Origin of the sequence: Nonomuraea sp. NPDC000554 (genome assembly GCF_040300065.1) — a bacterium.
Taxonomy (GTDB): Bacteria; Actinomycetota; Actinomycetes; order Streptosporangiales; family Streptosporangiaceae; genus Nonomuraea.
In genome coordinates, this window is record NZ_JBEPDC010000041.1 from 72,679 (window position 1) to 86,516 (window position 13,838).

At 63.8% G+C, this 13,838-nt stretch carries 13 protein-coding genes; 9 read left to right on the top strand and 4 right to left on the bottom strand.

What is annotated here, in order from left to right:
- Positions 1–835 precede the first annotated feature (835 nt).
- Positions 836–1,669 carry an alpha/beta fold hydrolase gene (locus tag ABT294_RS46400; RefSeq protein ID WP_350812912.1) on the top strand — a complete coding sequence of 278 codons (834 nt, stop codon included), beginning with the start codon at positions 836–838 and terminating at the stop codon, positions 1,667–1,669.
- A 909-nt stretch (positions 1,670–2,578) separates the two neighbouring features.
- Here the strand turns inward: ABT294_RS46400 and ABT294_RS46405 are convergent.
- Positions 2,579–3,013: an AfsR/SARP family transcriptional regulator gene (locus ABT294_RS46405; protein ID WP_350812913.1), complete on the bottom strand. Its 435-nt coding sequence runs from the start codon at positions 3,011–3,013 to the stop codon at positions 2,579–2,581.
- 1,597 nt (positions 3,014–4,610) lie between these two features.
- Between ABT294_RS46405 and ABT294_RS46410 the strand changes: the two genes are divergently transcribed.
- On the top strand, positions 4,611–5,555 hold the full coding sequence (locus tag ABT294_RS46410; RefSeq protein WP_502912231.1) for a LysR family transcriptional regulator: 945 nt from the start codon (positions 4,611–4,613) through the stop codon (positions 5,553–5,555).
- Positions 5,556–5,661: 106 nt separating this feature from the next.
- Here the strand turns inward: ABT294_RS46410 and ABT294_RS46415 are convergent, their stop codons facing one another.
- Both ABT294_RS46415 and ABT294_RS46420 read right to left on the bottom strand, forming a co-directional pair.
- A complete protein-coding gene (locus ABT294_RS46415) occupies positions 5,662–6,702 on the bottom strand; it encodes a hypothetical protein (RefSeq protein WP_350812915.1) in 1,041 nt (346 codons plus the stop codon).
- A 584-nt stretch (positions 6,703–7,286) separates the two neighbouring features.
- On the bottom strand, positions 7,287–7,811 hold the full coding sequence (locus ABT294_RS46420; protein ID WP_350812916.1) for a transposase family protein: 525 nt from the start codon (positions 7,809–7,811) through the stop codon (positions 7,287–7,289).
- A 179-nt stretch (positions 7,812–7,990) separates the two neighbouring features.
- On the opposite strand from ABT294_RS46420, the gene ABT294_RS46425 reads away from it, so the two are divergent.
- From ABT294_RS46425 to ABT294_RS46455, 7 genes are all read left to right on the top strand, one after another.
- Positions 7,991–8,584, top strand: a complete 594-nt coding sequence (locus ABT294_RS46425) for a DUF1877 family protein (RefSeq protein WP_350812917.1) — start codon at positions 7,991–7,993, stop codon at positions 8,582–8,584.
- Between the two features lie 59 nt (positions 8,585–8,643).
- Positions 8,644–8,952, top strand: coding sequence for a transposase (locus tag ABT294_RS46430; RefSeq protein ID WP_350812918.1), 309 nt, complete (start codon positions 8,644–8,646; stop codon positions 8,950–8,952).
- A gap of 467 nt (positions 8,953–9,419) precedes the next feature.
- A complete protein-coding gene (locus ABT294_RS46435; RefSeq protein ID WP_350812919.1) occupies positions 9,420–9,935 on the top strand; it encodes a hypothetical protein in 516 nt (171 codons plus the stop codon).
- A gap of 72 nt (positions 9,936–10,007) precedes the next feature.
- Entirely contained in the window at positions 10,008–10,658 is a 651-nt protein-coding gene (locus ABT294_RS46440; protein ID WP_350812920.1) for an HAD family hydrolase, read from the top strand.
- Between the two features lie 6 nt (positions 10,659–10,664).
- Positions 10,665–10,973, top strand: coding sequence for a hypothetical protein (locus tag ABT294_RS46445; RefSeq protein ID WP_350812921.1), 309 nt, complete (start codon positions 10,665–10,667; stop codon positions 10,971–10,973).
- A gap of 259 nt (positions 10,974–11,232) precedes the next feature.
- Positions 11,233–11,715: an ankyrin repeat domain-containing protein gene (locus ABT294_RS46450; protein ID WP_350812922.1), complete on the top strand. Its 483-nt coding sequence runs from the start codon at positions 11,233–11,235 to the stop codon at positions 11,713–11,715.
- 224 nt (positions 11,716–11,939) lie between these two features.
- Positions 11,940–12,896, top strand: coding sequence for an alpha/beta fold hydrolase (locus ABT294_RS46455; protein ID WP_350812923.1), 957 nt, complete (start codon positions 11,940–11,942; stop codon positions 12,894–12,896).
- A 77-nt stretch (positions 12,897–12,973) separates the two neighbouring features.
- Here ABT294_RS46455 and ABT294_RS46460 read toward each other — a convergent pair whose 3' ends face one another.
- On the bottom strand, positions 12,974–13,564 hold the full coding sequence (locus ABT294_RS46460; protein WP_350812924.1) for a GNAT family N-acetyltransferase: 591 nt from the start codon (positions 13,562–13,564) through the stop codon (positions 12,974–12,976).
- Between the last annotated feature and the right edge of the window lie 274 nt (positions 13,565–13,838).

A 13,838-nucleotide genomic window follows, 5' to 3' on the forward strand; every position in this document is an offset into this window, starting at 1 on the left:
CAGGGCTGGTCCGCCTCGATCCGAACTCGTCCGTCCCGGTGGCTCCCAGAGCGGCCTCTCATAGGTGCCGACGACGTGGAGCCAGGACAAGGGCCAACAAACACGATCCAGTACCCCGATACTCGGTGGGCCGGAGCCGAGGAACGAAGCCCCGGACCTTCGATCGCCCCCGACCACGCACGGAGACCAGCCACAGCCAGGCGATCGATAGGGCAGTACTGCCTGCGGACCCCCTTGCACAACTGCCGACGGATTTCAGCGGGCTGGCGACTACCTTTCGGCAGGCGGCCTCACCTGCGTAGGCGAGTCACAGATCGACTCCCACCTCCGCCTCGTGCGGCCCGTCGTCAACCGTTGACTCCCCTGAGTCCCGATCGTTCGCAACGCCGACCACCTGATATGGTCTCGACCATGGTCTATATGTTTGTCCGTCTTCGGACTGTCTGAGACGGTGTGTGCGCCGCCGGTCACTTCTGATCAGCGGCAGTTGAGGCGATCCCGCTAGAAGCGTTGCGGCCTGGATTCCGCGTGCCGCGTTTCGCCTGACCCGTCAACGTCACACACCCGCCGGTCGGCGCCTACAGCTGCATTCCGTCCTTGGCGGTCTGCCATGGGCTGGGCCAGCGCTGCGACCGCCTCCATGGTCGCCGGCGTCATGACCGACCTTCGGCGAGCTCACCGGTGGTTATGCCCACCACTCTCATCAGCGGCTCAACGTGCACGTGCACGACAACACGCGTGTTTGCCGCGCCTCAATACGATCGGACTGATCTATATGCCATCTATCTCAAGCCCATCGGACCATCGGCCTGCGTCCGATGACGCTCCCACATTCGTGCTGGTCCACGGTTCCGGCTCCAGCTCGTTCATGTGGGCCCCCATCCAGCGCGAACTCGCGTTGCTCGGCCACCGCAGCTTCGCCGTCGATCTGCCGGGGCATGGCCTCGACGCGCAATACCCGGTCGCCTACCAGGCCCCGCAGGATCTCGATGCCTGGGCGACCGAGCCGTCGACGCTGGCCGGCGTCACTCTGCAGGACAACATCGACATGGTCGTCGACGTCGTCCGCCGCGTCGCCGAGCACGGACCTGTGGTGCTGGTGGGCGCCAGCCTCGGCGGGACGGCCATCACCGGGGTAGGCAATACGATCCCCGAACTGGTGGATCGGCTCGTGTACATCTCCGCGTGGTCGTGTGTGCAACGGGCGAACCCCATCGAATACATGCAGGAGCCCGAGTTCGGAGCCAATCTGTTGGCCCCCCTGTACGCGCTCAACGTCGGAGACCCGGCCCAACTCGGTGTCGGTCGAGCCAATTACCGCACCGCGGACGCTACGCTGCTCGCCGCTCTCAAGGCGGCGATCATGGCCGACGTCACCGACGAACAGTTCCGGGCTTTCCTCAACATCCTGCAACCGGACGAGTCGATCGCGGTGATGACGGCCGACGCTCGCGTCCACGCCGACACCTGGGGCACGATCGCCCGCACCTACATTCGTCTCACCGGCGACAGAACCCTCCCGGTGGCCATGCAGGACAGGCTGATCGCCGAAGCGGACGCACTGACTCCGGACAATCCCTACGACGTTCACACCCTAGACACGACCCATGTGGGGTTCGTGTTCAGAGCGGCAGAGGTGGCCGCCATCCTCAACAAGCTAGCTATCTAACGACGACTCAGAACCACCTCGTGTCCACGCCAACAGCGCATGTACACGAGGTGTTGGTGAGCAGATGGTGATATCGGCCGTCTAACCCCGGCCCGCGTGGTTCCCCGCGCGAGACCGGCCCCCAGGCCGCAGCTCGCGCGGGGAGGACCGCGCGGGGTTGAAGATCGGAAAGCGAAAGGCCCCTGACGGCGTAATGCCTGTTCAGGGGCCTTTCACTTGCAGAGCCAACGAGGGAATCGAACCCCTGACCTTCTGTTTACAAGGGAGTTCCGACTCGTTCACGCGCGCTCAACGCCGACCTGGACGCCCGCTCTCCCGAGTTGTTCCTCCCACGCGATTCCATCGCTGTCCGGGATCGTCCAGCGCCGTTGTTAGCAAGGCTGTTTGCAGGTGCCCGTCAGGCGACGCGGCGTAGGCTCGGCAGCATGAGCACGGCGCATGAAGAGTACGAAGACCTTCACCGCCTGGTCGACCGGCTAACCCCGGACCAGGCGTGAGCGGTGCGTGCGGTCATCTTGCAGCTCGTTCCAGCTCAAAGGCCCAAGAGGCTCCGTCACTCGAAGACTGTCGTTACAGGCGTTTCCCCTTCGCCAAGACGGTGGGCGCCGAACATGACTTGGCCGCCCAATCAGAAGACATCATCCGCAACGAACTCGGCGGATACACCTCGCGATCATCTGCGACACCGGTCCCCTCATCGCGCTATTCAACGAAGCCGATGACGACATGTCACTCGATTTGATTGTCGAAAGCCTCCGGCCTGCCCCCAGGAAGGACGTTGTCCTCGCCGACGAGACGTCAAAGTTCATCGATGATTGGATCGCCGGCTTCGATTAGCCGATTAGATTCTCGCATTCGTTCGTGCATACGATTCTCACGACTAGGGCTACAGCGTCATAGCTTACGTCGCTATGAAGCGGCGTCCAGGCGCCCAGAGAAGGCCATAGGCATCCAATCATTCCGGAGAATGGCAACCTGTGCGCTCCTCAAAGCGACTGGCGTTTCCAATCCGAGGTTCACGTAGGACCTGGCGGCCTCATGATAAACGTTGAGTGCCCTCGATGCATCACCGCTTGCATGGTAGGCCCACATCAAAGCCAGCCACAATCGTTCTCGACAACTGTTTAATTCAAGGAATTTTCGGGCAAGAGATATCGCCCTGGGCCAGGCTCGGTGTACGAGTAGGCGTTCCAAATAATCTTCGCAAAGCGAGACGCGGGCTTCATTGAGGGCGGCCAGCTTGGAATGAGTGCAATTGGCGAGCGAAGCATCCATAGCCACAGGCCCCCTCCATGGCAATAGAGCTTCGCGCATTGCCATTTCAGCTTGATTTAGATTGCCCACCCGAAGTGGCGAAGGGACGGATAACTGAGCTACCTGCCTCTACGAACCTTCTGCGTGGTAGCATTACGCGCCAGCTATGCCCTCCGATCCTATCGGAGGGCATCAGTCTTGTTTACCCTAACAGTGTTCTCATCGCGGCTGTTGTTGGAGTCTGCAATAATGAGTTTGGGATCTTATTCATTTATCGCGACCGTTCGAGGCTGGGAATCATGTGACGCCTCGCCCGAGCTGTCATTTCACTCTTCTCGTGAGCCCGAAAATCGAAGAGTCATTTGCGCGCCCCCCGGGGAAGAGTGGAGTGGCGAGATCGCTGCAAGTGCCAGTTCAATCCTTGCTTCCGCCAGTGGCCCCAGCGGTGAGCCACGTATTTATATTGTAAATATCGACCCCGATAGTGCCGCATTGCCGGAGCCGCGCAGGATTTGGGCAAGGAACACCGGCCAAATATCGGCGCTTGCAATTTCGCCAGGCGGTGAAGTTGCGGCTGTGATTGCCGACGTTGGTGTTGGTCGCAATGAGGAGTGCATCAGTTTTGTTGAATTGAGTGGCTCCCGCGTATGTATGCCTTGGCCCATGGAGATCCCACCTGCATCACACACCTTCTCCATGGCGTTTAGCGAGAACGGAAGACTTGCCATAGGGCGAGTCGCAACCGGACGCGGTCCACAGTTCCGAGAGCTGAGCATATCAACGTGCCATACGGATTGCGCTGTTCCTCATCAAGTACTAGTTGCGGAGGACCGTTTCCATGGGATAGGTCAAATCTTGGGCGGGACGATTTCACCTGACGGAAACTTTGTCGCAGTTGCGCACTCAAGTGATAATGATGAGAATTTTTGCCTATCTATGATATCGACATCCACCGGGGAAAGGCGCCTACTGCTGGAGCGCGAGAACCGCATTACGGACCCCGCCTGGGCCGATCTAGCCTTTGACCGTGCCGGAGCGAGTCTGCTTATTGGCTATGGTGATATTGGATGTATTTCGACATCAAGTCTTGATTATCGGCGCGTGATAGAGGTTGAGGAGGGTGGTTGGGTGAGAGCCGTATGGGGATAGGGCTCACAGGCTCGACGCTAGTGTCGGGTCACATCGTTGATGCCACGTGCCATGTTCGTCCATGAACGATCGGGGACGATTGGCTTCCCCTGTGGCGGACCCGCGGGGAGATCATTAAGCGGTCGTCATCTATCCGACGCTGCCCGTCGGCCGAGTGGAGTGGTCGGCCAACATGGAGAACCTGGGTGCCCTGATCCACCAGTTCTCATGTACCTGAACAGCAGGCTGCCGGCCCGACGTACCCGCGGCCCTGCTACTACGTCGTGCTAGTGCTGAACTTGTGCTTCGGCTTCTTCGTCAACTTCGTGGGCGACCCGCTCGTGACGTTCTGAGCCGTCAGCCCCGGAGGGTGGACCAGGCTCAGGAGGACGCCGATCTGGGCGGACGACAGAGGCATGCCGCTGAGCAGCTCTTTCATGGGGATCATGGGTCCAGCCTGATGGAGATTGCGACGCAGGGTCCAACACCAGAAAGGTCAGGATTAACGCGGATCTGTTGTTAATGTTGCCGCGTGGACCTGCATCCCCGGCTGCTCAGGGTGTTCGTGACCGTCGCCGACGAGCTGCACTTCGGCCGCGCCGCCGCCCGCCTGTACGTGGCCCAGCAGGCGCTCAGCCGCGACATGCGGCGGCTGGAGGAGCAGCTCGGGGCGGCGCTGTTCACCAGGTCCACCCGGCGGGTGCAGCTGACCCCGGCGGGGGCGCGGCTGCTGCCCGGGGCCAGGCGGCTGCTCGCGCTGCACGACGAGCTGGTCGCGGAGGTCTCCGGTGATCGGGGGCCGCTGCTCGTGGACGTCAACATGCAGGGGCACGAGCCGCCGCAGCCGCTGGTCAGGGCCAGAGAGCAGGCGCCGGGAGTGGAGATACTCGCCCGCTTCCACGGCGGGCTGGCCTCCGGGGTCGCCGCCATGCGGGACGGACGTCTCAACGTGTCGTTCGGCCGGTTCGCCGGGCTGCCCGCCGATATGCGCAAGGGGCTGGCCCAGGTGCCCGTGCGGCTGGATCCGCTCGCCGTGCTGGTGCCCGAGGACCATCCGCTGGCCGCGCTGGAGGAGGTGCCGCTCGGCATGCTGGCCGACTTCCCGCTGGACGCCATGACGGGCAACCCCGCCACCACCGAGTGGACCGACCTGGGCGAGCGCCTGGCAGAGAGGTTCGGGCTCACCCTGGCCACGCCACACGCACCGCCGGTCGGAGCCCACGAGATGGGCCTCTACCTGCAACGGCACCGAGAGCCCGTGCTGGCTACGGCGAAGATCGGCGGGATCCCCGGCGCCGTGGTGCGGCCCCTGGTCGATCCCGTGCCGCTCACCCTGGAGAACCTCGTCTTCCCCGAGGGCCTGCGGCATCCAGGTCTGGACGCGCTACTCCAGGCCGTCACGGAGATCCAGAGGGTGGAGCACTGGCTGCGCCGGCCGCCGCACTCCTGGCTGCCCGAGGCCGACGAGGCGCTGCTGGGGCGGAGACCGCAGCGCTGGCGCTGATGAGCCTGGACCCGACCGGCAAGGGGCGCAAGAGATGGACCATGCGCTGGAAGGCGCCCCTCAACGCCTTCGAGAGCCGCCTCACCCTCGCCAGCCGCTGACCACTTCAACAACCAAGATCAGCCGTTGAGTTGGCACTCCCATGCGAGGTAGGGCAGTAGCACGAATCCCGGTAACTCGGCGCCATCAGGTCGAGGCGGTCCGCGTATTCGGGTCGGCCGAGATCTCGGTACGCGCGCGCCCACAACGGTTTGAGGTCAGCGAAGTAGCAGCTCGGTCCGTTGACGAAAGTGTCTTTGAGCGCGAGCAACGCTGTCGCCGGGTACCCGGCATCGAGCCAGCATGTGGCGGCGATTAGCTCTGGTTCGAGCGATGGGCGGTCCGCGACTACCGACCTCCGATCGGCGTACGCGTCGGCTGGGGCGAGCACGCCGATGCCGTCCGCGCCGGGCTCGTGTCGCCACCCCTCCGGTACGTCAAACACGATGTCGTACTCGGTGTCCTCCCGGACGGTCGTGCCTTCCCACCATGAACCGGGAAAGGTCCGATCCGGGGCTGGCTGTATGCGGAGTTCGGCGGCCAATCGGTCAACAAGTCTCTGGTCCTTAGCGCGCGCGTCGATGCGGTACTGGTTTTGGGCGAGCCACACGTCTGGGTCGCGCCACGCCGGAGGTTTCGGGACCGGGTTCTCGCGCCACCGCCGCAGGGCCCACGACAGCATGAACTCCAGGCCGGTACGGGTGTCCGCGCCGATCAGGGTCACGCCGTGGTCATGACCGTTGGCCAGGACAACCGGATGGTCCAGCCGCCCGAGTTCCGGCGCGGGTACCAGCCAGCCGACGTCGCCGCCGTCGCCAAGGGAGCCGAAGGGCACGAACTCCGGCGTGGCGAAGTGCGGTACCGATAGCCGCCGATCCAGGCTCTCGAACACCGGGTAGGCGTCGCAGCCATTGGGCGGGCGGGGAATCGTGGCCAGGTCGAACATGAAGTCGTAGTGGGATATCAGCAGGGTGTAATCGTAGGCTTCGTTCTCTTTGCAGAAGTCGTACGCGGCCTGCCAGGCGATGTCGATCAGCATGCGTAGCGCGGGCGGAGTGGGGAACGGGAAGAGGTCGTCAACCCATGGCGGCGCTGTCGAATCGGTCACGGCACCAGAGGATACTGACCGACATCAACCGCCTGATGTGGCCTCCGGGCGGGCAGTTTCACCGTTGCCTGGCCGCCGCATGTCATCCCACCACGAGGTACGTACGGAGCGCGTCAGCAAGCCATGAGGGCATCCCACTGCTGTACAAGATGAAAAAGGCCCCTTCCGTATCCCGGAAGGGGCCTTTGAGCTGCGAGCCGACGAGGGGAATCGAACCCCTGACCTTCTGTTTACAAGGAAATTCTCGTCCGTCCACAGCCGTCCACGGCCCTCCGCTGTCCCAGCTCACATATCGCTGCGACAAGGTTGGCCATCCATAACCGTTCATGATCGTCCAAGGTCGTTGTTAGCATCCGCGTTAGCAAGATCAGGTACGGACTAGGACCAGCCGAGACGCGCTTCGGGATGGCCGGAGACTGACCGAGCGGAGGAAGCCTGCTGTCAGCAGGAACCGTCAAAGCAAGGGTCCGGTCGACCTCACCGACAACTCGGCGCTGCCTGTATGCGATCATCGATGGATGACAACGAGAAAGGCCCATGGTCGCTGACCACCGGCTCGCGTTGCACGCGACGCTTCCCGACCGCTAGACCCAGCGGGGACGACCACGGCGCGTCTCATCGATCCCTAGCACGGTGATGGGCTTCGGCTCGGCCGGCAACACCCGCCCGGCATGAGAGGTGAACGCCGCTGAGGCCACCGGCCAGGACACACCGTGATCCCGCGCCGACTGCACGATGGTGCGACCGCCGTCGGCCACCGCCGCGCCAGTGGCGCGGCGTAACCGCTCGGTCAGCCTCGCCCGCGCGGGGATCTGCGACACCTGCTCGGTGAGCGTCTTGCGCGGGCAGCCAGCCTTCGAACAGATCCAGCGCCTCTTGCGCCATAGCAGCGCGCAGCGGCGACCAGCAACAGGCAGATCCCTCGGCCAGGTGGTCACCCACTGCTTCATCTGGGTGGCCCTTACCCCGCGACCGGGGCACATCCGCGCCCGCTCATCCACCGTCGCCAACCAGACGATCGGCCCCTCACCAGCGCGTTCATCTCTTGCCATGACCTCGACGACGGCCAACCCATCCAGGCCCAGCAACCGGGTCGTATCGTTGACCATGCTCGCGGCTCTTCCGTTGTGATCTTCTGCGTAAACAACAGACATGATCAATGAGAACCGCGAGCGCCCTCAAGAGACGACCGTAACCCCAACCGCGCGTGTGAGCAGTCAGCCTTCACTCCCGATCATGTTCGAAGAGCCCACAAACCCGATCACGTGTCACTGACGGAGGAAGCCCTGTGGGGTTGGATCTATGGGCCTCGCCGGTTCGGCTGAACTCACCTTCGATGCGTCTCATCCAAATCAACGCACAGGCGTGGGAGGTCGCCTCGCTTCGGCCACCTTTCAGTTTCCCCGAGGACGAGCCGTTGCCTGACATCAGTCGCGAACTGCTGGCCACCCTTCCGGAAGGCTTCGACTTCGCCTGCCCGTTCCCGGACCGCTCGTACGGCCAGGCCGAATATCTCCTCGACCCGGCGGGCTACAGAGAGCTGACCGGCTGGCCCCAGCGGGAACGGTCACTGCCGTACCGGATCATCGAAGGGGACAAGTACTTCGCCGATCATGCCACCGGTTGTCAAGGCCTGCGATGGCGGTGCTCCACGGCATCATTCCTCGCTGAAGCCGCCGCCACGATCGACGCGATCGACGTAGCGGCAGCCCGTCAAGAGTTCTCCGTCGCCGACATGCGGACTCTCGGCGTCTACAAGGTGACCGAGACTGAACGTGACGACGAGGTGTTCAAGCGGGTGTTGAACAATCTGCGACAGCTCGCCCGCTACTACCACCAGCTCGTTGAGCACGGCTTGGACCTCATCATCGAGAAGGCCTGACTCAGAAGCTCCTCGGGCGGCTCGCCAGTTGAAATCAGCAGACGGGAGATCTGCTCGACGTGCTCGCGCTGGCGCGCACGCACCCCGACCGGCACGTCATCGCGGATCGGCTGTTTCGGTTCTACGACCGGTGTGTTGCCTCCGGCCTGCCCGAACTCGGACGTCTGGCCATCACGATCGAGACCTGGAGGCCCGAAATCATGACATTTCTTCAGACCGGCATCACCAACGCGGGCTCTGAAGGCACCAACCCCGTGATCAAGACCGTAGCCCGCGATGCCTACGGCTTCCGTAACCCCGAGAACCAACGGTTACGCGCCCGCTGCGCGACCACCCGTAGAAGCCGTGGATGTCTCAACCCCGCCTAACTTCGAAGAGCCCCTATGGCAGGAAACGAACTCTGGCGGAAGCGGCGCGCATGCTCGAACGTCCGCTTTTCAGGCGGAGCAATCGCCCTGCTCCGCTGATCGAGACTATGGTCAGGCGCATGTGGACGGTGGCGCGAATGCGTGGGCGTGTGAGGACGTTGCTGTCAGCGCTGCTGTAACCTCAGCCATGGTTACCCCGGTGGCAGGGCCCGACGGAGGAGGGCCTTGCTGGCGATCGCCCTAGCCCGTATGGCGGGCACCGAAGCCCGCGATCGTCACGGCCTCAGCCACCGTACCGCCTTCTGATCCGTAGCAAGGTCAGGGACGTCTACAGGCGTCCACCGCTGACATGAATGCCTACTCAGAGGCGGTATCTGGTGTCGGAGATTCCAACGATGTCCATCGTCGTCCAGGGCTGTTGTTAGCACCGGCGTTAGCAAGAGCTCCCTTGACGGCAGTCGCAGAAGATGGCCTTCTCGATCCACCGCGGCACAGAGATCTACGCTAGGCCCGTGCCGCCCTGTCTCGATGTCTACGTGTGGATCTCAGAGCGTAGCCCCGAAGTCTTCGGACAGTTCATCGACAGGTACGTCAACGTGGACGACCCCGGTGACGAGCGGTTCCACGCCTTCCAACGGGTCTATGTCCTGGGTATTGCGAGCGGCGTGGACAATAGGGCACTTTATGAGTTGTGCCTCGAACGAGAAGACGCCTTCACGCTCTACCTGAGGGCACGCGACCACTACCAGGCCATCATCACAGTCACACGTGACGGGGCCACCGTTCTCGGCCTCAGCGTCGACGCTCCAGACGATCTATCGGAAACGCTGCAGCAGGCCGAACGGCTCGTAGAGCAGCTTCAACAGCAGTTCTCTGCCCCCGCCTGCCTTGCGGGGGTCGAGCTGCCGCCGGCCAGGGACCGCGCTGAATGGGAAGAAGAGGACCTCGTGCTACTTCGCACGGGCGAACTTCCCGCTCTCTGACCCTGGTGCCAATAGCGCCTCAACCGGACCATGCAGCTGACACGGGCGACCACTCCTCCCTACGCTGTCCGGATGATCAATCCGATTGAACTCGTCATTTTCGACTGCGACGGCGTGCTCATCGACAGCGAACGCATAGCCGTGCGCCTCCACGTCGCCGTGGGCGCCGAGCTGGGCTGGCCGCTGACCGAAGCCGAGGTGATCGAAAAGTTCATCGGCCGGTCGATCGTCTCCAACGGGGAGCAAATCGCCGCCCAAGTAGGCCCGAGCCGGGCCAGGCTCTGGCTGGAGAGATTCGAGCAACTCCACCGCGCGGCCGTCGATGCCGAACTCACCCCGGTCGATGGCATCCTCGAAGTCCTCGGCACCCTCACGCTTCCCAGCTGCGTAGCCTCTGGCGGCAGTCACGACACGATGCGCCACACCCTGGGCCACACCGGGATCTACCGATACTTCGAAGGCCGTATCTTCAGCGCCAGTGAGGTGGCACACGGCAAACCGGCCCCCGACCTGTTCCTGCACGCCGCCAAGCAGATGGGCGTCCACCCGTCGGCCTGCATCGTCGTCGAGGACAGTAAATACGGGATCCAGGCAGCCCGCGCAGCCGGCATGCGCGCCCTTGGATACGCCGGCGGACTCACGCCCGCGCAATGGCTCGAAGGACCGAACACAACGGTCTTCGACGACATGCGCAAACTCCCGGGACTGCTCGCAGGAGCCTGACTGACCATGACCTCGCGCGTTGTGATCCGCATCACATACCTAACCGCGAATCGCAACACGCCCCTGCCCCAGGGCGTTGCAGCGGAGTGCCACAACTTCGACAGGTCAATCGCCACAGGAACTCATCCGAACACGGATAGTGCGCGGACAAGCCACACCGCGCTCACCCACGCCGCCGAGAACGGCGCCAACACCGGCACGCTCCTGGCCTACTCCGGTCATGCCTCCGTCGCCAGCCTGGCGCGCTACACCCGGGTCTCACCCGACGCCCTCACCCGCTGGCAAGCCCGCCGCGATCCCCACCGCCGCGGCTGACCGGGCCGAACTCCTCTCCGCGGCCCGTTTCTGCTGTATTCCGGTGGCACCCGATCCACAAGCGTCCACGATCGTCCAAGGCTGTTGTTAGCATCCGCGTTAGCAAGATCGCACCATATGTATCACGGGCCTGTCTCCCGACGCGTGACCGCGTGAACTACCAGGTCTCTGATGCCGCGCGAGGGGCCAGCCAGAATTGGCGGCCCTGTAGGCCGTGATCAGAAACTCACGTATCGAGCGCGTACCTTCAAGGAGTGCCATGGCTGTCACCGACGAAGCCGGATGGTTCAACATCGGCTGGAACGAGTGGGCAGACCTCGGCCTGATCCGTGCCCAGCTCGACGCGGGCGCCGATCCGAACTCCGGCGTGCGCATCTTTGAAAAGCCGCTGCACGTCGCGGCTGAGCGGGGCTCGCCAGAAGTGATCGCTGAGCTGGCCATGCGCGGCGCTGACGTTGACGCGGAACATCAAGGCCGTACTGCGCTCTGGGTGGCCGTCGTCGAAGGCCGCCCGGACAACGCCCGAGCCCTCGTCTCCGCTGGAGCGGACCCGTGGCGCCCTACGATAGGCAGCTGGTCCCCCGGCCGCCTCAGTCTGGCCGGTCCCACTCCTGGCCTCTTCCCCATCCCCTCACCGGAGATCGGCCTGTCCGAAGCCGAGGCCACCGCCACAGCGGAAGCCAAACGTTTGATCATCGCCCTGGGAGATTCCTATTACGACGGCCTGAGTGTGGCTGCGTAGCCGACATCAGCGCAGCCGAGGCGATTGCGCGTCTGGATGCCGCACCTGCCGTCGGGGTAAACATAGAAGCGCTTTACGAGGCCCCGTGGACCAACCCGGACGCTGAGCTGATCGTCGGTACTACGGACGTGCCTGGTGGCTGCGTCATAACCCAGCCCTGGGGGTTCACCCCGTCCACCCCCGGCGTCGTCATGCGCGTCTCGCCGGGCACGGTCTGCTACAGCATGTACGCCAATCCCAAGGGCGGCAGGGGAGGATACGTCGCCCGAGACGGCGCCGTCATCACAGCATGGGAGACGCCCAACGTCCACAGCATCTCCCCTGACGCCCTTGCCGAGGAGATTCTCGCCGCCTACCTCTACCGCGGTCGCCCTGTCGCCTTTTGCTGCGCCGGCGCGGGCCTGCGCCTGGCCGACGCCCGATGGAAGCGCCCGGACACCGTCGGTGCCATCACGGACAGCGGAATCTGCATGCTCGTCCACGACAGGCCGGGTTATGGCGGCTCAACCCGCCAACCACGGCGCGCTGTCGCCGACGTGGTCGCGGATGTGCGCGTGCTCGTGGATACGCAGGGCTGGGATCGTTTCGCCGTCGCCGGAGTGTCCGGTGGCGGTCCTCACGCCTTGGCATGTGCCGCGCTGCTTTCCGACCGAGTGACGCGGTGCGCTGTTAGTGCCTGCATCGCGCCTCCCCTTGTCGAGGGACCCGAGCCGTCTCCCGATGAGGAGGACCCGCGCCGCAACCTGATCTCGTGGCTGGCTGCGCAGGGCGAGCATCGTCTGAGGCCGCGCATCGAGGAAGCCGCCCACCAGATCATGGCGTCGATCCAACGGGGAGGACCTGAGGTGATCCCCGATCCGGATGCTCCTGGGACCGACTCGGTGGCGGTGGGACCCGCGAAGGACAGCCCCGCCTCGATGGCCCGCCTGACAGCGACGTTCGTGGACAGTCATGAGGGATGGGTCGATGACAACATCGCCTTTGCTGCGGACTGGGGTTTCACCCTCCCCTCAATCGGGGTTCCCGTCAGCCTCTGGTACGGGACCAAGGATGATAGGAGCCGCAAGCAGGCCGCATATCTGGCGGCGGCGATCAAGACGGCGGACTGCCATGAATACGTTGGCGGTCACCTGCAAAACGATCTAGCTCACCGCAGAATGCTGGCCTGGTTGCAGGGTTGAACGGGATGTCGGACCTGGTGAAGCGGAAAGCTTCTCCCCGCGATACCGGGCCCGCAGCCCTCCGTTCCGCGCGGTCATCATCCCGGAGTCGGAGCGCCCCCGCCGAAGGCACTGTTCTTTGAAGGTGTCGGGTGCGAGTCGTGTCCGTCAGTCCATTCGCTATCGAGGATGCTAAATAGAGCGGAGTCTCGCCAGCCGTCGCGCAACTTGGCCGTATGCCGAAGGTGGCCTTCCTGTGTCATCCCGAGTTTCGTCAGGACGGCTGCGGAGGCAGCGTTTCGTGGATCGCAGGTGGCGTAGATGCGGTGCATTCCGAGTTGGTGGAAGCCGATGTGCAGCAGGTGCCGGCCGATGGCGGTGCCCAGGCCGCGGCCCCAGACGCGGGGGTGGGTGAGGTACCGGATTTCTCCTTGGGCGTGGGTGAAGCTGTGGATGTGGAACTCCCCCATTCCTATGACCTCATCGTCATGGAGGGCTGCGTAGGCAAAACGTGTTTGTTCCTCTTCACGCCATGTGGCTACGGCTTCTGCCACGAACTCACGCGTTTGAGCGAGCGTGTTGGGTCCCCATGCCTGATACCAACAGACCTCGGGGAGGCTGGCCCAGGAATGGACGGCTTCGACATCGGTGGGTTGGAGCTGCCGGAGTCGGACTTCGGGATGGCTCATGATCCGAATGATGCCGCATGATTGAGATAGACGAGGTTCCGCGGCGTCTCGTGCCGGCGCGGTCCGAGCACGACCGCGCGCGAGAACGGCCCCCAGGCCGCACGCGCACTGTGCGGCCGAGCTTAGGGCCGCCCTTGATCCATGTGAGCGTAATTCGGCAGAGGTTAGTAATCGGTTGGTGTGCAGCCGACGATGATCGTTTACGCCTGGGTCTGAGTCTTCTGCTTGAGGCGTTCGTAGGGGGTCTGGCCGCCGAGGCCGCCGTGGGGTCGAT